The 19,547-nt window shown below is 71.1% G+C and carries 18 protein-coding genes; 7 read left to right on the top strand and 11 right to left on the bottom strand.

Annotated features, from left to right (window positions below):
* Positions 1–22 precede the first annotated feature (22 nt).
* The 3 genes from M8H82_RS10785 to M8H82_RS10775 form a co-directional block, all read right to left on the bottom strand.
* Positions 23–751: a class I SAM-dependent methyltransferase gene (locus M8H82_RS10785; protein WP_250072589.1), complete on the bottom strand. Its 729-nt coding sequence runs from the start codon at positions 749–751 to the stop codon at positions 23–25.
* Positions 748–5,034 (bottom strand): aminotransferase class I/II-fold pyridoxal phosphate-dependent enzyme, encoded by a 4,287-nt coding sequence (locus M8H82_RS10780; RefSeq protein ID WP_250073062.1) that lies wholly within the window; start codon positions 5,032–5,034, stop codon positions 748–750. Before M8H82_RS10780 ends, M8H82_RS10785 begins: the two co-directional genes overlap by 4 nt.
* A gap of 132 nt (positions 5,035–5,166) precedes the next feature.
* Positions 5,167–5,652 (bottom strand): nucleoside deaminase, encoded by a 486-nt coding sequence (locus tag M8H82_RS10775; protein ID WP_250072587.1) that lies wholly within the window; start codon positions 5,650–5,652, stop codon positions 5,167–5,169.
* A 131-nt stretch (positions 5,653–5,783) separates the two neighbouring features.
* Between M8H82_RS10775 and M8H82_RS10770 the strand changes: the two genes are divergently transcribed.
* From M8H82_RS10770 to M8H82_RS10760, 3 genes are all read left to right on the top strand, one after another.
* The gene (locus M8H82_RS10770; RefSeq protein WP_250072584.1) at positions 5,784–6,734 is read left to right on the top strand and encodes an SDR family oxidoreductase; all 951 of its coding nucleotides are present in this window, start codon (positions 5,784–5,786) and stop codon (positions 6,732–6,734) included.
* Positions 6,735–6,827: 93 nt separating this feature from the next.
* The gene (locus M8H82_RS10765) at positions 6,828–7,544 is read left to right on the top strand and encodes a phosphotransferase (RefSeq protein WP_250072579.1); all 717 of its coding nucleotides are present in this window, start codon (positions 6,828–6,830) and stop codon (positions 7,542–7,544) included.
* Positions 7,545–7,620: 76 nt separating this feature from the next.
* Entirely contained in the window at positions 7,621–8,388 is a 768-nt protein-coding gene (locus tag M8H82_RS10760) for a metalloregulator ArsR/SmtB family transcription factor (RefSeq protein WP_250073061.1), read from the top strand.
* Positions 8,389–8,475: 87 nt separating this feature from the next.
* Here M8H82_RS10760 and M8H82_RS10755 read toward each other — a convergent pair whose 3' ends face one another.
* The gene (locus M8H82_RS10755) at positions 8,476–8,916 is read right to left on the bottom strand and encodes an SPW repeat protein (protein ID WP_250072578.1); all 441 of its coding nucleotides are present in this window, start codon (positions 8,914–8,916) and stop codon (positions 8,476–8,478) included.
* 186 nt (positions 8,917–9,102) lie between these two features.
* Here M8H82_RS10755 and M8H82_RS10750 point away from each other — a divergent pair, with 186 nt between their 5' ends.
* Positions 9,103–10,410, top strand: coding sequence for an aldehyde dehydrogenase family protein (locus tag M8H82_RS10750; protein ID WP_250072577.1), 1,308 nt, complete (start codon positions 9,103–9,105; stop codon positions 10,408–10,410).
* A gap of 8 nt (positions 10,411–10,418) precedes the next feature.
* On the opposite strand, the gene M8H82_RS10745 is transcribed toward M8H82_RS10750, so the two are convergent.
* The 7 genes from M8H82_RS10745 to M8H82_RS10720 all read right to left on the bottom strand — a co-directional run bounded on the left by M8H82_RS10745 (position 10,419) and on the right by M8H82_RS10720 (position 16,519).
* Positions 10,419–11,306, bottom strand: coding sequence for an ABC transporter permease (locus tag M8H82_RS10745; RefSeq protein ID WP_250072576.1), 888 nt, complete (start codon positions 11,304–11,306; stop codon positions 10,419–10,421).
* Positions 11,293–12,081 carry an ABC transporter ATP-binding protein gene (locus M8H82_RS10740; protein ID WP_250072575.1) on the bottom strand — a complete coding sequence of 263 codons (789 nt, stop codon included), beginning with the start codon at positions 12,079–12,081 and terminating at the stop codon, positions 11,293–11,295. Before M8H82_RS10740 ends, M8H82_RS10745 begins: the two co-directional genes overlap by 14 nt.
* A 32-nt stretch (positions 12,082–12,113) precedes the next feature.
* Positions 12,114–13,220: an ABC transporter substrate-binding protein gene (locus M8H82_RS10735; protein WP_250072573.1), complete on the bottom strand. Its 1,107-nt coding sequence runs from the start codon at positions 13,218–13,220 to the stop codon at positions 12,114–12,116.
* Between the two features lie 178 nt (positions 13,221–13,398).
* Positions 13,399–13,500, bottom strand: a complete 102-nt coding sequence (locus tag M8H82_RS36760) for a putative leader peptide (RefSeq protein WP_351981591.1) — start codon at positions 13,498–13,500, stop codon at positions 13,399–13,401.
* Positions 13,501–13,623: 123 nt separating this feature from the next.
* The gene (locus M8H82_RS10730; RefSeq protein WP_250072571.1) at positions 13,624–14,844 is read right to left on the bottom strand and encodes an acyl-CoA dehydrogenase family protein; all 1,221 of its coding nucleotides are present in this window, start codon (positions 14,842–14,844) and stop codon (positions 13,624–13,626) included.
* A 13-nt stretch (positions 14,845–14,857) separates the two neighbouring features.
* Positions 14,858–15,382, bottom strand: coding sequence for a winged helix-turn-helix domain-containing protein (locus tag M8H82_RS10725; RefSeq protein ID WP_250072565.1), 525 nt, complete (start codon positions 15,380–15,382; stop codon positions 14,858–14,860).
* 240 nt (positions 15,383–15,622) lie between these two features.
* Complete coding sequence (locus M8H82_RS10720; RefSeq protein WP_250072564.1) at positions 15,623–16,519, bottom strand: amino acid ABC transporter permease; 897 nt, start codon at positions 16,517–16,519, stop codon at positions 15,623–15,625.
* 486 nt (positions 16,520–17,005) lie between these two features.
* Here M8H82_RS10720 and M8H82_RS10715 point away from each other — a divergent pair, with 486 nt between their 5' ends.
* The 3 genes from M8H82_RS10715 to M8H82_RS10705 are packed head-to-tail and all read left to right on the top strand — an operon-like array spanning position 17,006 to position 19,547.
* Positions 17,006–18,118, top strand: coding sequence for an LLM class flavin-dependent oxidoreductase (locus M8H82_RS10715; protein ID WP_250072562.1), 1,113 nt, complete (start codon positions 17,006–17,008; stop codon positions 18,116–18,118).
* Positions 18,115–18,627 (top strand): GNAT family N-acetyltransferase, encoded by a 513-nt coding sequence (locus M8H82_RS10710; protein WP_250072560.1) that lies wholly within the window; start codon positions 18,115–18,117, stop codon positions 18,625–18,627. Before M8H82_RS10715 ends, M8H82_RS10710 begins: the two co-directional genes overlap by 4 nt.
* Positions 18,624–19,547, top strand: a complete 924-nt coding sequence (locus M8H82_RS10705) for an ABC transporter substrate-binding protein (RefSeq protein ID WP_374211649.1) — start codon at positions 18,624–18,626, stop codon at positions 19,545–19,547. Before M8H82_RS10710 ends, M8H82_RS10705 begins: the two co-directional genes overlap by 4 nt.

The following is a 19,547-nucleotide window of genomic DNA, read 5'->3' as shown; positions in this document are numbered from 1 at the left end:
ACCGGTGGGGCCGTCGCCGCGCTCAGCGCGCCACCCCCGTCAGCAGCACCATCCCGGAGTCGCCGTAGTCCGGGAGCGTCGGGTCCGAGTCGATGCGGGTGACGGTGAGCTCCCGGGTCAGGGGCGTGAACACCTCCGTGACCCGGTCCGGGTCGATCGGGCAGCCGGGCCAGCGCGAGGCCGGTCCGATCCGGTACGTCGGCATGTTCTCCATGAACGCCGCCACCAGGTATCCGCCCGGGGCGACACAGCGCACGAAGGTCCGGCAGAACGCGGTGAACTCCGCGAAGTCCTCGGTGGCGCCCTCGGCGACGAAGTGCATGGACGCCAGACCGTAGGTGTCCGGCGGCAGGTCACGGACGTCCGCGTGCACCACGTACACCTGGGCCAGCGCCTGCGCCGGGGTGGCCGGCACCGCCGGGTTGAGCCGTCTGCACAGGGCGTGGAACGGCAGCCAGCTGGCCTCCGGGCCGCACAGGATCTGCCGCTCCAGATAGGCGATGTTCGAGGCTCCCGCCTCCACGGCCTCGATCCGGCGGCTCACGGCGGCGGCGAGCATCAGCGGATACAGGTTCGGTCCCGCCCCGAACTCCACCGAGCGGGCCACCGATCCGGGTGCCAGCCGCCGGTAGAACGCAGAGTGGTGGGCGATGACCGCCGCGTCCGAGGGGTGCACCTCCCGGTAGTTCTCGGCGAGGTAGTCCGCGACCGGCCAGCGGTTCCAGTCCACGTCGTCGTTGTGTGTCGTCATGGCCGCACCGGTCCCTGTGCCTCGGCCCGCGCTCCGCGCGTGCGCAGCGGGTAGCGTCCGGCCAGCCGGGTCAGGGTGGCGTTGAGCCGGTCGATGTCGTCGTCCGAGTTGAGCGCCGTGACCTGGACGCGGAACCCCACCCGGTCGCGCGGCACGAGCGGATGGGCGGCGAGCGTCACATAGATGCCCTCGTCCCACAGGAACCGCCCCACCGCGTCCAGGTCGTTCGGATCGGCCAGCGGGACCTCCACGATCGGCAGCCCGTCGCGGTTGAGGGTGCGCACCCCCAGCGTCGCCAGACGGTCCAGGACGCGGGCCGTCTTGCGATGCAGGTCGGCGCGCAGCGCGTCACCGCGGCGGTCGTTGACGTCGAGTCCGGCCAGCGCGGTGGCCAGGGACGCCGTAGGAGAGGGACCCGAGTACAGATAGGGCGCCGCGGCCGTCTTCAGGCGGTTCTTCAGCTCGGTCGGCAGCGCGACGAAGGCCAGCAGCGACGAGTACGCCTTGGAGAACCCGGCGACCAGCACGATGTCGTCGTACGACTCCCCGGTGTGCCGCACCACGCTGTTGCCGCGGGAGCCGTACGGACACGGCTCGTCCGGGCGGCGTTCCCCGATCACACCGAAGCCGTGCGCGTCGTCGACGTACAGCGTGGCGCCGTGCGTGCGGCACACGGCGGCAAGAGTGGGCAGGTCGCAGATGTTGCCGGTCATGCTGTCGACGCCGTCCAGGCACACCAGCCGGGGCGCGCCCGCCGGCGCCGAGGCCAGCATCGCCTCCAGTTCGCCGGGGCGGTCGGCGTGGAAGCGGTGCAGGGTGGCGCCCTGCCCGCGGGCGACCAGGCAGCCGTCGTAGACCGTGCGGTGGGCGGTGGCCTCCACGAAGACCTGGCCCTGGTCGGCGAGGACGGGGATGACCGAGCTGTGGATCAGGGTCAGCGTCGGCAGCAGCAGCGTGTCGGGTGCGCCGATGAGGCCGCTGAGCCGTTCCTCGATGTCGGGGTACAGCCGGGGGCTGCCCAGCAGGCGGGACCAGCTCGGATGGGTGCCCCAGTGGCGTACGGCGGGTTCGACCTGCGCGACGATCTCCGGGTCCCAGTCGAAGCCGAGGTAGTTGCACGAGGCGAAGTCGATCAGCCAGTGGTCGCCGCAGCGGATGTGGCGTCCGCGTACCTCGTCCAGGACCGCGTCGCTCATGGGGCTGGTGCGGCGCAGCCGGTCCAGGTCCGCCCAGCGGCTGGTCGGTGCGGCCGGGGCGGGGGTCGGTGGCGTGGCTTTCCCGCCGCGCTGCCGCAGGACCCGCTCGGTCTGTTCGAACGACATCGGGCGGGCGAACAGATAGCCCTGCCCGAGCCGGCAGCCCATGCCGGCCAGCAGGTCCCGCTGGGCCGGGTGCTCGATGCCCTCGGCGATCACCTGGAGGCCGAGGGTGTCGGCGAGGCGCACGATGCCCTCGACCAGCGCGACCTGCTGGGCGTCGCGGGTGATGCCGTCGATGAAGGACTTGTCGATCTTCAGTACGTCGATGGGGAAGTCCCGCAGATAGCGCAGCGAGGAGAACCCGGTGCCGAAGTCGTCGACCGCGATGCGCACCCCCAGTTCCTTGAGCGCGTGCAGCACCGACTGGATCTGGGCGTCCTGCCGCAGCAGCACCGTCTCGGTCAGCTCCAGCTGGAGCGAGCCCGGCGTGAGGCCGGGGGTGCGCAGGGCCTGCCCGACCTGGTCCAGGAACGCGTGGTCGCGGAACTGCCGGGCGGAGACGTTGACGCTGATGAACGGCGATCCGTCGCGCGGCGACAGCTTCTGCAGGCCCGCGGCGTCGCGGACGGCGTTCTCCAGCACCCACGCGCCGAGCTCGCCGATGTGTCCGGTCTCCTCGGCCAGGGTGATGAACTGCTCCGGCTGCACGGGCGGTTGGGGCGCCCTCGGCCAGCGCACCAGCGCCTCGAAGCCGACGACCTGGCCCACGCTGATGTCCACCACCGGCTGGTAGCGCAGCGTGAAATCCTCGTCGGCCACGGCCCGGGCGAGCCGGCTCTGCAGATCGTGCCGCTCGACCATGCGGGTGTGCAGCAGTTGCTGGAAGCGCCGCCACTGCCGCTTTCCCGCCGCCTTCGCGGCGTACAGCGCGAGGTCGGCGTGGCGCAGCAGCTCCTCCGCGTCCGTGCTGTCCCGCGCGGTGGCCACACCGACGCTGGCGGACACCGTCACCGTCTCCTCGGCCAGCGCGATCGGCCGGGACAGCGCCTGGATGACCTGGGCCGCGAGCAGTTCCGCGTCCAGCGGCTCCCGCGCGTCCTCCATCAGTACGGCGAACTCGTCGCCGCCGAGCCGGGCCGCGGTGTCGCTGCGGCGCAGGGTGCGGGAGAGCCGGGTGCCGACGGCTTCCAGCAGCCGGTCGCCCGTGGAGTGCCCGAGCGTGTCGTTGACCTGCTTGAAGTCGTCGAGGTCGATGAAGAGCAGACAGGTCAGCGCCGACTCGCGGCGACCGCGCAGGAGGGCGCGCTCGGTTCGCTCCAGCAGCAGCGTCCGGTTCGGCAGCCCGGTCAGCGAGTCGTGGAAGGCGCGCTGGGTGAGCTCGTGCTGGAGCCGCCGCTGCTCGGTCACGTCCCGCAGGGTGACGACCAGGCCGCCCACGGTGGCCTCCTCGCGGAAGTCGGTGCACCGCACCTCCACCTCGACATGTCCGTCGCGGCGGCGCACCCACCAGTGGTCGTGCCCGGCGTGGGACTGCGCGTCCCGCACGGACGCCAGCGCCCGGGCCGCCCGGGTCCGGTCCCGGGGCTCCACCAGCTCCGGCAGCGAGCTGCCGGCCAGGTCGGAGGTGCCGAACACGGAGCCGGCGGACGGGCTCGCGTACCGGATCGTGTTGTCGTCCTCGACGATCAGGATGACGTCCGAGGTGTTGCGCACCAGCGTGCGGAAGTACGCCTCGCTCTCCCGGCGCACGACCTCCTGGCGCAGCATCACCCGCTCCACGGCGAGCCCCGCGTGCGAGGCGAGGATCTCCAGGGAACCGCGGGTCTCGGCGAGCGGGCGGGCGGGCCCGGCCACCAGCAGCACGCTCGCGGCATCGCCGGGTGGCCGGTCGGGCGGGGTCATGGGACAGACCAGCACCGAGGGCAGATCACCCAGCTCGGCGGTGAGCGAGGGCCCAAGGGCGTCGGGAGCCGTCATGTGGGCCTTGCGCAGCGCCGGGTCCGTGACCTCCTCGGGCGGCAGCACCAGGGTGCGATGGTGCACGTCGGGCCCGAGGAGGGTGGTCACGGCCGCCTGGCAGGCGCGGTTGACGTCCTGCCGGTGCGCCGCCGAGACCAGGGAGGCGGCCGCGCCGCGCAGCGCGAGTTCCCGGGCCACGGCCCGGCGATGAGCCACGACCATGACGGCCAGGCGCAGGATGACCAGCAGGAACATGACGGCCGAGAAGGCGGCGATCACGGCGGCGTCATGGGCGGCGTCGCGCACCGCCTCGTGGAGCAGGATCGCCGGTGCGATCAGTGTCGCCAGCGCCAGGATCAGCAACCGGCGAGCGGGCGGCAGCAGGGACTCCCGGGTGGGCACGGAGGCGGTCAGTTCCACCATGGCCGGGTGCAGGGCGGCCAGGCCCCACGCCGTGTAGAAGAGGATCCACCCGGCGTCGAGCAGCGTGCCGGTCTGCCACGTCCCGTTGAGCTGGAGGATGCCGTAGGCGATGTCGAAGCAGAGCAGCGTGAGGGTGCCGATGACCAGGAGCTGTACCGACCGGTTGGGTCCTTTGAGCGGGGTCGGGGCGAGCAGTCGGACCAGCAGGGCGAGGACGAGCACGTCACCGAGCGGATAGGCGATGCTGATCGCCCGCTGCTGCCAGGTCAGCCCCTCCAGCTCGGTGAGCGGCTGCACCAGGTACACCCACACCGGCAGGGCCAGACCCGCGGTGAGGATCAGCGCGTCCAGCAGGCTCGGCAGGTCGCGGCCGGCCCAGCGGTAGTGGACCAGGCCGGACAGGCCGATGGCGAAGAGCGGGTAGGTGGCGAGGTAGCAGGCGTCGGCGGGGGAGGGGAAGGGGTTGGAGGCGTCGAAGTAGGCCTCCATCGCGTTGTAGTAGGTGTCCCCGGCGATGAAGGTGAGCAGACCGGCCGCGAGCGCCCACCAGGGCCAGCGGTGAGCGGGGCGGTGGAGGTGGACACCGATGAGGACGGCGGCCACCCCCATCAGACCGATCACGGCCCACAGGGGGGTGAGCGCGGCGGGGACCGTCAGATAGACGACGGTGGCGACCGCGACCAGCGTCAACAGTGCGGCCATCGGCCGCTGAGCCGGCTGCAAGGGCATCCGCCTCCACGTGGGAGGGGCCCGGCCGTCCATCCGGCCGAAGGCCTTTCCCGATCGTAGGCAGCGTGGCTCCGGCCCTGCATCTCGGCGGGCGAGCGCCCCTGGTCAGCCCTGTCGGCGGTGGAAGCGGACGTGCAACGCGCGCACCTCGTCCACCAGCTCGGGCACCGGGCCCTCGACGGTCACGCCGGGCGCGACCTCGTGGACCGGCAGCGTGCGCACCGGCGGGGCGGGCACGCCCAGCTCGGTCAGCCAGGAGCCGAGCTGCTCGCTGGAGGCGACGTAGACGATGCGGCCCAGTCCCACCCAGGCGTGGGCGGCCGCGCACATGGGGCAGTGCTCGCCGGAGGTGTAGACGGTGGCCGCCGCCCGCTCCCCGGGGGTGAGGTGCGCCGCCGACCAGCGGGCCAGTTCGAACTCGGGGTGGCGGGTGCGGTCGCCGGAGGCCACTCGGTTGTGGTCCTCGGCGAGCACCGAGCCGTCCGCCCCGACGAGCACCGAACCGAACGGCTCGTCCCCGGCGTCCAGCGCCTCGGCCGCCAGCTCCACACAGCGGCGCAGGTGCGGCAGTTCGGAGTCCTTCACGGCCATGGCGTACGACCTTTCTCGCGCGGGTGATCTTGCCTCGCACCCTACGTCCGGCCGCCGTTGCCAGACCCTGTCGTGATGGTTATAGTCTCTAACAAAGGAGTCAGTAACTAACTTTCGACAAGGGGTCAGCCGTGACTGCCACTGCACGCCCTCTGCACGTCGTCCTCGGCTCCGGCCCCGCCGGAACCGCGCTCGCCCGGGAACTGGTCCGCCGCGGTCACCCGGTGCGGCTCGTCGACCGCAAGGGGGAGGGGCCCGCGCTCGACGGTGTCGAGCGGTTCGCCGCCGATGTGTCCACCGCCGAGGGCGCCCGGGCCGCCGTGGACGGAGCCGCGGTGGCCTACCACTGCGTCAACGTCGGCTATCACCTCCAGGTCGAGGTGATGCCCCGGATCCAGGAGGCCGTCCTGGCCGCCGTCGAGGCCGTCGGCGCCCGCCTGGTGGTGCTGGACACGCTGTACCCGTACGGCGAGACCGGCGGAGCGGTGATGACCGAGGACTCGCCGTGGCGGGCCACCACCCGCAAGGGGCGGATGCGCGCCGAACTCGACGAGAAGTACCTCGCCGCCCACCGCGAGGGCCGCGCCCGTGTCGTCCTCGGCCGGTCGGCCGACTTCGTCGGCCCGGGGGTGATCAGCTCCACCCTCGGCGGTGCCGTGTTCCCGGCCGCGCTCACCGGCGGGGAGGTGCCCGGGCTCGGTGACATCGACCTGCCGCACAGCTACACGAGCATCGAGGACGTGGCCGCCGGCCTCGCGACCCTCGGCGAGCGGCCCGAAGGCGACGGCCGTGTCTGGCATCTGCCCACCGCGCCCGCCGTCACCACCCGCGAGGTCCTCACCATGATCGAGAAGCGGGCGGGCAGTCCGCTGACCGTCGTGCCCGTGCCCGAAGCCCGCCCCTTCGGCCCCTTCGACGCGGAGTTCATGGCCGAGTACGCGGAGATGTTCTACCAGCACACCGAGCCCCAGATCATGGACTCCTCGGCCTTCGAGCGGGCCTTCGGCGCGACGCCGACCCCCCTGGCCGAAACGATCGACGCCACGGTGGCCTGGTACGCCGAATGGCTCGGCCGGTGCTGACCGGCAGCGGGCCCGGCACCGGACCCGGCGGCCCGGAACGCCCACGACCGAGGCGGCAACCGTTCCGGCCGGCCACCGGCGATACTCGGGCGGATGAAGGAACACGCGCTGCATGGCGGGGCGGTCAGCAAGGCCGTACGCGTGGGAGCGACGGTCCGGCGCGAGCCGTCACCGGGATCGGCGTACGTGCGCGACCTGCTCGCCCTCTTCGAACGCCACCGGTGGCCGGGCGCCCCGCGCTTCCTCGGCACCGACGAGGAGGGGCGGGAGGTTCTCGACTTCATCGAGGGGCGCGCCGCGGTGAGCCCCGAGGAGCGGGCCGCGGCCCGTGCGGACGAAGCCCTGGTGCGGACCGTCCGGCTGGTCCGGGAGTTCCACGACCTGACCCACGGCACGCCCCTGGCCGGCGACCGGGACGTGGTCTGCCACAACGACCTCGCGCCGAAGAACACCGTGTACGACGGCACTGGACGGCCGAGGGCCTTCATCGACTGGGACCTCGCCGCGCCCGGGGAGCGCGTGCACGACGTCGCCCATGTCTGCTGGCAGTACCTCGACCTCGGCCCGGGTGTGACCGACGTGGCCGGGGCCGCCCGGCGGATCCGGCTCGTCCGCGAGACGTACGGCGAGGGTGACCTCGGCGGCCTGATCGACACCGTGCTGTGGTGGCAGGACCGGTGCCTGCGGGGCATCGCGGCCGGGGCCGAGCGAGGAGAGGGGGCCATGGTCGCCCTCCGTGACCGGGGTGTGGTGGAGCAGGTGCGGGCGGCTTACGACTGGGTGGCGGACCACCGCGGGGAACTCGGCTGAGCGTTCCGGGGCGCAGCTTGACATGCAAGTAATTGCCTGCATAACTGTGAGTGTGCGATCGGAGAGTGACTCCCTCATGGACAAGGCGTTCAAGGCTCTGGCCGACGACACCCGCAGGCGGCTTCTCGACCGGCTGCACGAGGAGAACGGCCAGACGCTCGGCGAGCTGTGCGCGCGTGTCGAGATGACGCGCCAGGCCGTGACGCAGCACCTGGCCGTCCTGGAGGCGGCCAACCTGATCAGCACGGTGCGGCGGGGGAGGGAGAAGCTGCACTACCTCAACCCGGTCCCGCTCCACGAGATCCAGGAGCGATGGATCGACAAGTTCGAGCGCCCGCGCCTGCGCGTGCTCGGTGCCGTCAAGCGACAAGCCGAGGAAGCCATGACCGACAAGCCGACCTTCGTCTACGTCACCTACATCGAGAGCACGCCCGAGAAGGTCTGGGACGCCCTCACCGACGCCGACCTCACCGCCGCCTACTGGGGCCACAGCAATGTCTCCGACTGGCAGCGCGGCTCCCGCTGGGAGCACGTCCGCACCGACGGCTCCGGCGTCGCCGACGTGGTCGGCACCGTGGTGGAGAGCGAGCGCCCGGTCCGGCTCGTCACCACTTGGACCGAGCCGGAGAACGAGGGGCATGCGGACCGGTCCTCCCGCGTCACCTTCGACATCCGGCAGCACGGTGACATCGTGCGCCTGACCGTGACCCACGAGGACCTGCGCACCGAGCGCGACCTGGCGGATGTGTCCCTGGGCTGGCCGGCCGTGCTGTCCAACCTCAAGTCGCTGCTGGAGACGGGCAGTGCGCTGCCGCAGGAGCCCTGGCTGGTGCCGGGGAACTGACCGCGGACGCAGAGCGCCGGCCGGCCCGTGTCGTCACGGACCGGCCGGCGCGTCCTCCTTCTGTCTCTCGTTCCTCACTTCGTGGCTCTACGGCCGGGGGACGCTCTTCGCCGCCGTACCGGCGCATACCAGGCCGAGGATCAATGCCAGGGCGCCGATGATGATGTTGTTCCACACGACGCCCGCGTCCGGGCTTTCCCCGACGATCCACGGCGAGACGATCATCCAGATGCCCAGCGCGCACATGGCCCAGCTCAGGCCGTACATGCGTTCCGGGGCGCGGGTGAAGCCGAGGGCCAGGAGGCCGATCGCGATGCCCATGACCAGGTTGTGCGGAACGAGGTTCGGCTGGCTGGTCGTGAAGTGGACGACCCAGGGGGATACGGCGCAGTACAGACCGAGCAGGAACACCGGTCCGTCCACAAGCGCCACATCACGACCGCCGAGCATGCGGGCGTACCGATCCCGCATCTCGGGTGCATCAGGGTGGCTGGTGATGTCACCTCTGGTGGGCGAGACGTTGGCCATCACTCGTCTCCTTCGACTAGGCCCGACCGCGTCTGGTGCGGTATGCGGATAAGCGCCGCTTTCCTACAGTCTGCTCTTATTCAGGCTTTATGTGTAGAGGTGAGAGGTGGTGAGCGGGCACGGGAATGGATCGCGTGCCCGAATGGTTGGTCTATGCATCAATGCGTCGATCCCCAGTGAGGCACCGTGAACCACCCCGCCGACACCGTGGCGCGCCTGCGCGCCGCCTTCAGCACCGGCCGCACCAAGCCCGTCGAGTGGCGCGTCACGCAACTGCGCAATCTGCGCGCGATGCTCACCGAGAACACCCCGGAACTGGCCGCGGCCCTCCACGCCGACCTCGGCAAAAGCGCCACGGAGGCCCAGCGCACCGAGATCGGCTTCACCGTCCGCGAAATCGACCACACCCTCGCTCACCTCGACGACTGGCTGCGCCCCGAGCCCGCCCCCGTCCCGGACCACCTCGGCGCCGACGCGCGCGCCTGGACGCAGTACGACCCGCTCGGCGTCGTCCTCGTCATCGCCCCCTGGAACTACCCGGCGCAACTCCTGCTGACCCCGCTCCTCGGCGCCCTCGCCGCGGGCAACGCGGTCGTGGCCAAGCCCAGCGAGCTGGCCCCGGCGACCTCGGCGGTGCTGGCCCGGCTGCTGCGCACCCACCTGGACCCGGAGGCGGTGGCGGTCGTGGAGGGCGGAGTTCCCGAGACCACGGCCCTGCTGGCCGAGCGCTTCGACCACATCTTCTACACGGGCAACGGCACGGTCGGCCGCATCGTGATGCGTGCGGCGGCCGAGCACCTGACCCCGGTCACGCTCGAACTCGGCGGCAAGTCACCGGCGTTCGTCGACCGGGACGCGGACCTGAAGGTCGTCGCCGACCGGCTGGCGGCGGGCAAGTTCCTCAACGCGGGGCAGACCTGCGTGGCCCCCGACTACGTCCTCACCGACCCGGCCACCGCCGCCGCGCTGGAGCCCGAGCTCGTCCGCGCGGTGGAGTCGCTGTACGGCACCGACCCGGCGGCCTCGCCCGAGTACGGCCGCATCGTCAACGAACGGCACTTCGACCGGCTGAGCGGGCTGCTCGACTCGGGGCGGGTGGTCCTGGGCGGCTCGGGTGACCGCGCGTCGAAGTACCTCGCGCCGACCGTGCTGGCCGACGTCGACCCCGCCTCGCCGGTGATGAGCGAGGAGATCTTCGGTCCGGTCCTGCCGATCGTCACCGTCCCCGGCCTGGACGAGGCCATCGGCTTCATCAACGACCGCGACAAGCCGCTCGCCCTGTACGTCTTCACCGAGTCGGACGACACACGTCGGCGCATCGCCGTCGAGACGTCGTCCGGCGGCCTCGGCCTCGGTCTCCCGCTGGCCCATCTCACCGTGTCCGACCTGCCGTTCGGCGGGGTGGGGGAGAGCGGCACGGGCAACTACCACGGCCGCTACTCCCTCGAGACGTTCAGTCACCGCAAAGCCGTCCTGGAGAAGCCGCTGACCTGAGGTGCGGATCAGCTCTTCACCAGCAGGCCGCGGCTGCGCAGCACCCGCCGTTCCAGCGGGCTGAAGAGCAGCAGGTCGATGGCAATGCCGACGAGCAGGATCAGGAAGATGGCCAGGAACACCTGGGACATGCTGGCGTTGTTGCGTCCGTTCTCCAGCAACTGGCCCAGCCCCACCCCGAGGTCGGGGGAGGAGGCGATGATCTCGGCGGCCATCAGCGAGCGCCAGGAGAACGCCCAGCCCTGCTTCAGACCCGCCAGATAACCGGGCAGCGACGCGGGCATGACGATGTGCCAGGCACCACGCAGCCCCGTCGCGCCCATCGTCCGTCCCGCGCGCAGGAACAGCGGCGGGATCTGGTCGATGCCCGAGACCAGACCGTTGGCGATGGAGGGGACCGCACCGAGCAGGATCACGGCGTACATCATCGAGTCGTTCAGGCCCAGCCAGATGACGGCCGGCGGCACCCAGGCCACCGACGGCAGGGACTGCAGGCCGGACAGGATGGGACCGATCGCCGCCCGCACGAACTTCACCCGGGCGACCAGCAGACCGAGCGGGGTGCCGATGGCGAGGGCGAGCAGGAAGCCGAGCAGACCGCGCGAGACGCTGGTCCAGATGTAGTCCAGGAGCGTGCCCTGCAGCCAGGCGGCGTGGACCTCGTCCCAGACAGCGGAGGGCGAAGGGAGCTTGTAGGCGGGGGCGACCTCTATCCACACCAGCGCCTGCCACACCAACAGCACCAGTGCGACGGCCGTGACCGGCGGCAGCACCTTGCTGGTGAGCGTTTCACGGACGGAGGTGCGGCTGGTCTGGACGGCGTCCAGGGCGTCCAGGCCGGCTTCGAGTCCGGCGAGGTCGCTCGCCTCCTTGGCGGTGGTCTCAGTGCTGGCCATGGCGGCGGATCTCCCCACGCAGTTCTTCGGTGATCTCGACGGACAGCTCGGCCACCGCGCTGTCCTCGATGCGGCGCGGATGCGGAATGCCGACCGTCCACTCCCGGGCGATGCGCCCGGGCCGCGAGGACAGCAGCACGACCCGCTGCGCCAGCCGTACCGCCTCGCGGACGTTGTGCGTCACGAACAGCACCGACACGCCGGTCTCGCGCCAGATCCGGGTCAGTTCATCGTGCAGCACGTCCCGGGTGATCGCGTCCAGTGACGCGAACGGCTCGTCCATCAGCAGCAGCTTGCTGTCCTGCGCCAACGCCCGCGCCAGTGCGACCCGCTGCCGCATACCGCCGGAGAGTTCGTGCACCCGCTTGCCGAACGCCTCCTGCAGTCGGACCAGTCCGAGCAGCCGGTCGGCCTCGGCGCGCCGCTCGGGCTTGGGCACCCCGCGCAGTTTCAGCGCGAGTTCGATGTTCTTGCCCGCGGTCAGCCACGGGAACAGGGCGTGCTCCTGGAACATCAGCGCGGGACGGCCGTCGGTGCTGATGGCGCCCGCGCTCGGCCGGTCCAGGCCCGCGACCAGGTTGAGCAGCGTCGACTTGCCGCAGCCGGAGGCTCCCAGGAGGGTGACGAACTCGCCGGGCGCGACATCGAGGGTGATGTCGTCGAGGACGAGCTGGGGCCCGGCCGGGCCGGCGAAGGACTTCGATACGTGGTCGATGCGTGCGGCGTGCTCGACCGACGTGTCCGTGCCGTCGGTCTTGGCGATCGTGATGGCCATGGTCGTCACCTCCTGGGAGCTCTTCGGATCCGCTACTTGACGCCGAGACCGGCGTCGTCGACCTCGTCCTTGCCCTCGGCCGCGAGGATCTTGTTGAGGAGCGCGAGGTCGTAGATGCCGTTCAGGTCGGGCTGTTCGAGCAGTCCGGCCTTCACCGCGTGCTCGGCCTGGGTGTCGAGGGTCGCGGCCAGCGGGTCGTCGAGGAAGCTGATCGACTTCCATGCCGGGTCGATGACCTCGGCGGGCAGCGCCTTGCCGGACTCCTTCTTCAGGGCCTCGTTGGCGGCGGCCTTGGCCTTGTCCGGGTTGGCGTTGATCCACTCGTTGGCCTTCACCGAGCCGCGCAGTACGGCCTCGACGACGTCCGGGTGCTCCTTGAGGAACGTCTGGGACACGATGATGTTCGTGATCACGAACTTCTTGTCGGGCCACAGATCGCCCTCGTCCAGCAGCACCTTGCCGCCCTCGGCGACCAGCTTGGACGCGGTCGGCTCGGGCACCCAGGCGCCGTCGATGGAACCGGACTTGTAGGCGTCGGGGGTGACCTTGTTGTCGGTGCGGACGACGGAGACGTCACCCTTGCCGCTCTGCGCTTCGACCTTCCAGCCCTGCTCGGCGATCCAGTTGAGGAAGGCCACGTCCTGGGTGTTGCCGAGCTGCGGGGTGGCGATCTTCTTGCCCTTGACGTCCTTCAGGGACTTGATCTTGTCGGGGTTCACGACGAGCTTCACCCCGCCGGACGCCGAGCCGGAGATGATCCGCAGGTTCGAGCCGTCCGCCTTGCTGTAGCCGTTGATCGCGGGGGACGGGCCGATCCAGCCGATGTCGATGGAACCGGCGTTGAGCGCCTCGATCTCGGAGGGGCCCGCGTTGAAGGTCGAGGCCTTGATCGTGGTGCCGCCGAGCTCCTTCTGGAAGATGCCCTCCTCGACGCCCACCAGAGCCGTGGCGTGCGTGAGGTTCGGGAAGTAGCCGATCCGCACCTCGTCGGCGGAGAGCTTCTTGGCGTCGGCCGCGACCTGCGCCTGCTTGTCGTCGTCGGCGGAGTCCGAACCGTAACCGCAGGCGGTGAGCAGAAGGGGGAGCGCGGCTATGGCGGCGAGGGTGCGCAGGGGGGTGAGCGGTCTTGCGGCAGACACGGAGGTGTCCTCTCGGGTGTGGTGGATCAGGGGTGCGCGGCCACACGCCCGCTCGGAGGAGGGCGCGGGTGATCGCTGAAGGAAGTACGGGGGCCGACACGTTCGGCGAACGGCCTCGAGCCGGGCCGACAGCTCGGCTCAGGGCCTCAGGTCCAGGCCGACAGGTGGGCTTGCGGCCTCAGACAGGCCGACAGATGGCGCTCGACGTACGGCGAAGGTCGATGTGGCGGCGGGAGGTCAGCAGCGGCAGCGAAAGCGCTGCGCGGACGCACGGTCCCATGGCCACCCCCCCCATCGATTCCTAGCTTCCCTACCGGGTTGCTAGGGATCGTGGCAGAAGTCGGCCACCGACCCAAGGGGGTGTTCGCATGTTGGACAGGCTAATCTTGCTATGTGAGAAGCCTCAGGTCGGCAGCGTGAACGGCGGGTGTTCTCCGCTGAGGAAGTAGCCCCCCACGTCGCGGAATCGCTGGGCCACGGGCTCCTGCAGGGTGTGGGTCCTGGCGTCGCGCCAGAACCGGTCCAGGCCCAGCCGGGCGGAGGCGGAACGGGCGCCGATGATGTCCAGGGCACGGGCGGTGGATTCGCGTGCGGCCCGGGCGGCGGCGGCCTCGGCGACCGCGACCAGGACCGAGATCTCGGCGCCCTCGTCGTAAGTGAGGTCCGCTCCGCGTTGCAGCCCGCTGTCCAGGGCCGTCAGCGCCTCGGCGGCGAGTGCGGACGCGCCGCGGGTGAGGACGGTGAGTTCCCCGTACTCCGTCAGAGTGCGGGGATCCTGGGGAGACCCGGCCGGCCAGTCCGGATGCCAGGACGAGTGACCGATCCGGCTGTACTCACGGGCCTCGGCCAGTACGCCTTCGGCCAGGCCGAGACAGACCTGCACCGAGACCAGCCGTCCCAGCGGCGAGGCCAGCGAGGCCGCCGGGGAGAGGAGGTCCTCGTCGAGGGAGAGGGAGCCGAGTACCTCGTCGGAGTCCACCCGGACGCCGTCGAACTCCACGCTCCCCCCGGCGGCGAGCCGCTGGCCGAAGGGGTCGGCGTCGTCGTCGATCCGTACGCCCTCCCGGCCGGGGTCGGTCACGACAGCGAGCGGTTCGCCGGTGTCGGCGCGCACCGCTCGTACCACCAGCCGGTCGGCGACCAGTACTCCGGTGGGGTAGCTCTGCCGGCCGTCGAGCACGTACCCGTTCTCCGACGGCACCAGCATCAGCCGCGGCTCCTGGCGGGCGATGCCGCCGCCCCAGCACCACTGCTCGGCCGCCGACCTCTGTTCGAGGCGCGCGGCGAGCGCCGGTTCGGCGAAGAGCCGGGCGCTCCACGACAGGACGTAGTGACAGCCGAGCAGCCGGCCGATGGCGGCGTCGGCGCCCGCGAGTTCGCGAACCACCGCGTAGGCGGTGGGCCAGTCCGCGTCGCCGCCCCCGAGCGCGGCCGGGGCCAGCAGCGTCAGCAGGCCCGCCTCGCGCAGCCGGGACACCTCGTCGAAGGGCGCCTTGCCCGCCTGCTCCCTGGCCACCGCGTCGGTGGCCAGGTCGTCAGCCGTCTCCCGGGCCACCCGCAGCCAGTGCGGGCGGTCCGGTACGGGCGGCGGGGTGGGCCGGGGCGGGGCAGGGGCGACGCCCATCGAAGTGCTCTCCTCAGAGTCGGGTGGGCAGCGCGGGCTCGGAGCCGCTGACCTGCCGGCCGGGCACGTACTTGTAGCCCACGCTCCGCACGGTGACGATGCGGTCCCGGTAGGCCTTGCCGAGCTTGCGGCGCAGCCGCGCGATGTGGACGTCCACGGTGCGGCCGTCGCCGACATGGTCGTAGCCCCAGATCTCCGCCATCAGCCGCTCACGGGTGTGCACGTGCTGAGGGTGCCGGACGAGATGGGCCAGCAGCTCGAACTCCAGGTAGGTGAGGTCGAGTTCGCGTCCCTCGACCTTCGCCACATGGCCTTCGGGGTCGACCTGGACGTCGTCGCCCGCCGGCTGCCGGACCGGAGGCGCCACCGGCTGCACCCCGGCCCGGGCGAAGAGTTCGGCGGGATCGGTGCCCTCGGGCACGAGGACGAAGTAGCCGACGAGGGGCGGGGACCCGGGTGCGGTGTCCTGCGGGATGTCGTCCACCAGGCGCAGATGGCGCACGTCGGACAGGGGAGTGCTGGGAAGTGCCGTGGTCATGGCGTTCGCCCTTCAGGGGGAGTGAGAGAAGAGAAGGAGCGGAGTGGCGACGCGCGATGCGTGCCTTACGCGCAACAGCAGGCGGCACTGACGACGTGACCAAAGTCGACATGCCGACGACGTACGAGTCGTTGCTGCGTGTGGGACATGGCACCATCCTGCGCACCCTGCCGGAGTCCCGTCAATGGTTTCCTAGTAACTCGGTAGGAAAAGTAGGGAAGGTCACTCCGAAGGCCGCGCTCAGGGCAGCCTCGCGGAGCCGCGCGCGTAGTGGCGCTCGACGTAGAACTGACCCACGCTGAGCACCGTCGTGACCCCGATGTACCAGAGGGTGGCGACCATCAGCAGCGGGATGACCTGGTACGTCTGGTTGTAGACCAACTGCACCGAGTACAGCAGGTCGTGCACCGCCAGCACGCTGACGATGCTGGTGCCCTTCAGCGTGCCGATCAGCATGTTCCCGGCCGTCGGCACGATGGACCGCATGGCCTGCGGGATGACGACCCGGCGCAGGGTGCGCACTCTGCCGATGCCGAGCGCCTGCGCGGCCTGGGTCTGACCGGGGTCCACCGAGAGGATGCCGCCGCGCACGACCTCGGCGGCATAGGCGGCCTCGTGCAGGGTCAGACCGATGACCGCGGTGAGGGTCGGACCGAGCAGATCGACCGTCTGGACGGACACGAACTGCGGCCCGAAGGGAATGCCGAGGCCGAGCGTCGGATACAGGGCACCGATGTTGAACCAGAACAGCAGCTGCACCAGCAGCGGGGTGGACCGGAAGATCCACACGTAGCCCCAACTCAGCGTGCGCAGCACCGGGTTGTCGGTCAGCCGCAGCACGGCCAGCGGGATGCCGAGCGCGAACCCGAGCACCATCACCACGCCGGTCAGCCACAGGGTGAGCAGCAGCCCGTCGAGCACCGCGGCGGTGGTGAAGTACCGGGCCACCACATCCCACTGGAAGGCCGGGTTGCGGACGACGGAGTTGACCACCATCGCGAGGACCAGCAGCGCGACCGCGGCGGTCAGCAGGCGGCCGAGGCGCCGGCGCGGCACGATCCGCGGGTCGTCGGCGGTGCCGGGCTCCTTCGAAGGCGGTACGGCGAGGGCGGGGGAGACATCGGAAGGCGTGACCATCAGGAAGTTCTCCGGGGGAGGTGGGAGCGATCCGCCCGGTGCCGTCACCCGGGCCCGCGTCCCTCAACGCGGCCCAGGAGGCGATCGTACGGGCCCCTCGCGACGCGCTGTCAACCACGCATGGCGCAGCTCCCCGGCCCGGTCCGCCATCCGGGCGCGGCTTGACGAAAAGCTGGTTGCCCTGCTCAATTGTTCGCATGAACCCCCAGCCACGTCTGGTCTCACGCGACCACATCGACTTCGGTCGGGTGTGGTCCGCCGCGTGTTGTACCTGACGCGGCAGCGGGCCGTCTGACCGGCCCTTCTTCCCTCCCTCGGTGACCCCGTCGCGGGCCGAGCTCTCTTCTTGCGCGCTGCCGCAGCACTGTCTCTTTCTTCCTGACGCCCGGTGTCGTCACCACCGTTTCTGACGGTCTGTCACCCATGCCGCAGCGCATTGCTCCTGGGCCTGCCCGCGTGCGCTCGTCTCCGAAAGGCCTCCCTTCCATGCCCGTGGAATTCCTCGGGATCGCCGCCACCAACGACGGTTCCGAAACCACCCCGCGCTCCGGCGCCGCCTTCGACAAGGACTACACACTCCGGCTCGCCCGCGCCCACGAGGAACACGGCTGGGACCGGGTGCTGTTCGCCTACGGCTCCGGATCACCGGACCCGGCCCCCGCCGCCGCGTACATCGCGAGCCGCCTGGACCGCCTCCAGATCCTTCTCGCGCACCGGCCCAACGTCTCCTACCCCACCTTCGCCGCCAAGACCTTCGCCACCCTCGACCGGATCAGCGAGGGACGGCTCACCGTGCACTTCATCACCGGCGGCAACGACCACGAACAGGGCCGGGAGGGCGACACCCTCACCAAGGACGAGCGGTACGCCCGCACCCGCGAGTACATCCGGATCGTCAAGAAGATCTGGACCACCCACGAGCCCTTCGACCACGAGGGCGAGCACTACCGCTTCCACGACTTCGTCAGCGAGGTCTTCCCCGTCCAACAGCCCCGCCCCCGCGTCTCGTTCGGAGGCTCCTCGCCCGCCGCGTACGCCGCCGGGGGCGCCGAGGCCGACATCTACTGCCTGTGGGGCGAACCGCTGGAACGGACGGCGGAACAGATCGAGTCGGTGAAGGCCGCCGCGCGGGCCGCAGGCCGCACCGACACCCCCCGCATCCAGGTCGCCTTCCGCCCGATCATCGCGCCGACCGAGGAGCTGGCCTGGGAGAAGGCCCACCGCACGGTCGGCGCCATCCGGGAGCGGGGCGCGGCGGGGCTCAAGCGCCGCCATCGCACCGGGGCGCCGCAGAACACCGGCTCCCAGCGGCTGCTGGCCATCGCCGAGGCGGGGGAGCGCTACGACCGGGCCCTGTGGACCCCGACGGCCGCCGCCACCGGCGGCGCGGGCAACTCCAACGCCCTGGTCGGCACCCCGGAAACGGTCGCGCAGGCACTCCTGGACTACTACGACCTCGGCGTCGACATCCTCTCGGCCCGCGGCTACGACCTGCTCGACGACGCCATCGACTTCGGCCGGTACGTCATCCCGCTCGTCCGCGAGGAAGTCGCCAAGCGCGACGCCGCTCGCGGAACCCTGGCGGCGGTGCAGGGATGACCTCCGCACCCTCGGCGCCGTCCGCCGCCGCATTGACGGTCATTCAAGTCGCGGTCACCGACCCCCGGGTGGGACCCCTGCTGCGCGAACTCGGCGACGAGTACTCCGCCCGCTACGGCAAGGACGCCCACGCCGAACTCGCCCGCTATCCCGACGAGGAGTTCACGCCGGCCCGCGGCGGCGTGCTCCTGCTGCTGCTGGAACGCGGCGAGACCGTCGCGGGCGGGGCCTTTCGCCGGTACGACGCCACGACCGCCGAACTGAAGCGCATCTGGACGCACTCGGCGCACCGCCGGCGCGGCCTCGCCCGCCGGGCGGTCGCCGAACTGGAGCGCGAGGCGGTGGGCCGCGGTTACCACCGCATCCACCTGACCACCGGACCCCGCCAGCCCGAGGCCCGCGCCCTGTACCTCGCCGCCGGCTACACACCCCTGTTCGACACGGAGGCCGACCCGGAAACCATCGGCCCGCTGCCCTTCGAGAAGCACCTGGAAAGGTCCCCGCGGTGAAGCGCCTCACCCTCACAGCCGCCGTCGCCCTGCTGGCCCTGACGGCCTGCGCCTCCCCCGGGACCGACAGCGCGGCGAGCGCACAGGCCGCCCCGGCACCGACCGGCGACCCGGTCGCCGCCGTACGCACGGTGGACTCCGTCGCCGCCCTGCTCCCCGCCGAGGTACGCGAGGTCGGCAGCCTGCGGATCGGCAGCTCGGTCGGCTTCCCGCCCGGCGCGTACTACCCGAACGGCCAGGACAAGGCGCCCGCCGGACAGGACATCGACCTCGCCGACGCCGTGGCCAAGGTGCTCGGCGTACGCCTGGAACGCCAGGACGCCTCCTTCGAGACGATCCTGCCCGCCCTCGGCAGCGGCAAGTACGACGTCGGCACCGGCAACTTCGGCGTCACGAGCGATCGCCTCAAGACGATCGACTTCGTCACGTACATCAACGACGGCCAGGGCTTCGCGGTGAAGAAGGGCAACACCGAACTCACCGAGAAGATCACCGACCTCACCCAGCTGTGCGGCCTGACCATCGGCACCGGCGCCGGCACCACCTTCGAGGCGACCCTCACCGCACAGAAGGGCATCTGCGCGAAGGCCGGGAAGAAGCCGTACGACGTGAAGGTCTACTCGGAGAACGGCGCCACCCTCACCGCGCTCCAGCAGGGCCGTATCGATGTCGTCATGTCGACCATCAACGGCCTGCGCTACCAGGCGGCCCAGCCCGCCGCGGGAACCACCTTCCTCGGCGAGTACCACCGCCTCGACGTCGGCTTCGCCTTCAAGAAGGGCTCCCCGCTCACCAAGGCCTTCCAGGCGGCCGTCAACGAGCTGATCGAGGACGGCACCTACCACCGGATCCTCAAGAAGTGGGGCACCACCGCCTCCGCGATCGACACCTCGCGGATCAATCCACCCGAGCACAGGTGA

This window comes from Streptomyces sp. YS415 (assembly GCF_023544665.1).
Classification (GTDB): domain Bacteria; phylum Actinomycetota; class Actinomycetes; order Streptomycetales; family Streptomycetaceae; genus Streptomyces.
Note: the sequence above shows the minus strand (reverse complement) of the source record. Positions and strands in the feature narration are given on the sequence as shown.

What these genes read in the sequence shown, in the direction of transcription:
- M8H82_RS36760 (WP_351981591.1), bottom strand. Translation starts at nt 13,500, where the DNA reads ATGGGACCGTGCGTCCGCGCAGCGCTTTCGCTGCCGCTGCTGACCTCC.
- M8H82_RS10725 (WP_250072565.1), bottom strand. Translation starts at nt 15,382, where the DNA reads ATGACCACGGCACTTCCCAGCACTCCCCTGTCCGACGTGCGCCATCTG.
- M8H82_RS10715 (WP_250072562.1), top strand. Translation starts at nt 17,006, where the DNA reads ATGCCCGTGGAATTCCTCGGGATCGCCGCCACCAACGACGGTTCCGAA.
- M8H82_RS10710 (WP_250072560.1), top strand. Translation starts at nt 18,115, where the DNA reads ATGACCTCCGCACCCTCGGCGCCGTCCGCCGCCGCATTGACGGTCATT.
- M8H82_RS10740 (WP_250072575.1), bottom strand. Translation starts at nt 12,081, where the DNA reads ATGGCCATCACGATCGCCAAGACCGACGGCACGGACACGTCGGTCGAG.
- M8H82_RS10720 (WP_250072564.1), bottom strand. Translation starts at nt 16,519, where the DNA reads ATGGTCACGCCTTCCGATGTCTCCCCCGCCCTCGCCGTACCGCCTTCG.
- M8H82_RS10780 (WP_250073062.1), bottom strand. Translation starts at nt 5,034, where the DNA reads ATGGCCGCACTGTTGACGCTGGTCGCGGTCGCCACCGTCGTCTATCTG.
- M8H82_RS10775 (WP_250072587.1), bottom strand. Translation starts at nt 5,652, where the DNA reads ATGGCCGTGAAGGACTCCGAACTGCCGCACCTGCGCCGCTGTGTGGAG.
- M8H82_RS10745 (WP_250072576.1), bottom strand. Translation starts at nt 11,306, where the DNA reads ATGGCCAGCACTGAGACCACCGCCAAGGAGGCGAGCGACCTCGCCGGA.
- M8H82_RS10755 (WP_250072578.1), bottom strand. Translation starts at nt 8,916, where the DNA reads ATGGCCAACGTCTCGCCCACCAGAGGTGACATCACCAGCCACCCTGAT.
- M8H82_RS10785 (WP_250072589.1), bottom strand. Translation starts at nt 751, where the DNA reads ATGACGACACACAACGACGACGTGGACTGGAACCGCTGGCCGGTCGCG.
- M8H82_RS10760 (WP_250073061.1), top strand. Translation starts at nt 7,621, where the DNA reads ATGGACAAGGCGTTCAAGGCTCTGGCCGACGACACCCGCAGGCGGCTT.
- M8H82_RS10765 (WP_250072579.1), top strand. Translation starts at nt 6,828, where the DNA reads ATGAAGGAACACGCGCTGCATGGCGGGGCGGTCAGCAAGGCCGTACGC.
- M8H82_RS10730 (WP_250072571.1), bottom strand. Translation starts at nt 14,844, where the DNA reads ATGGGCGTCGCCCCTGCCCCGCCCCGGCCCACCCCGCCGCCCGTACCG.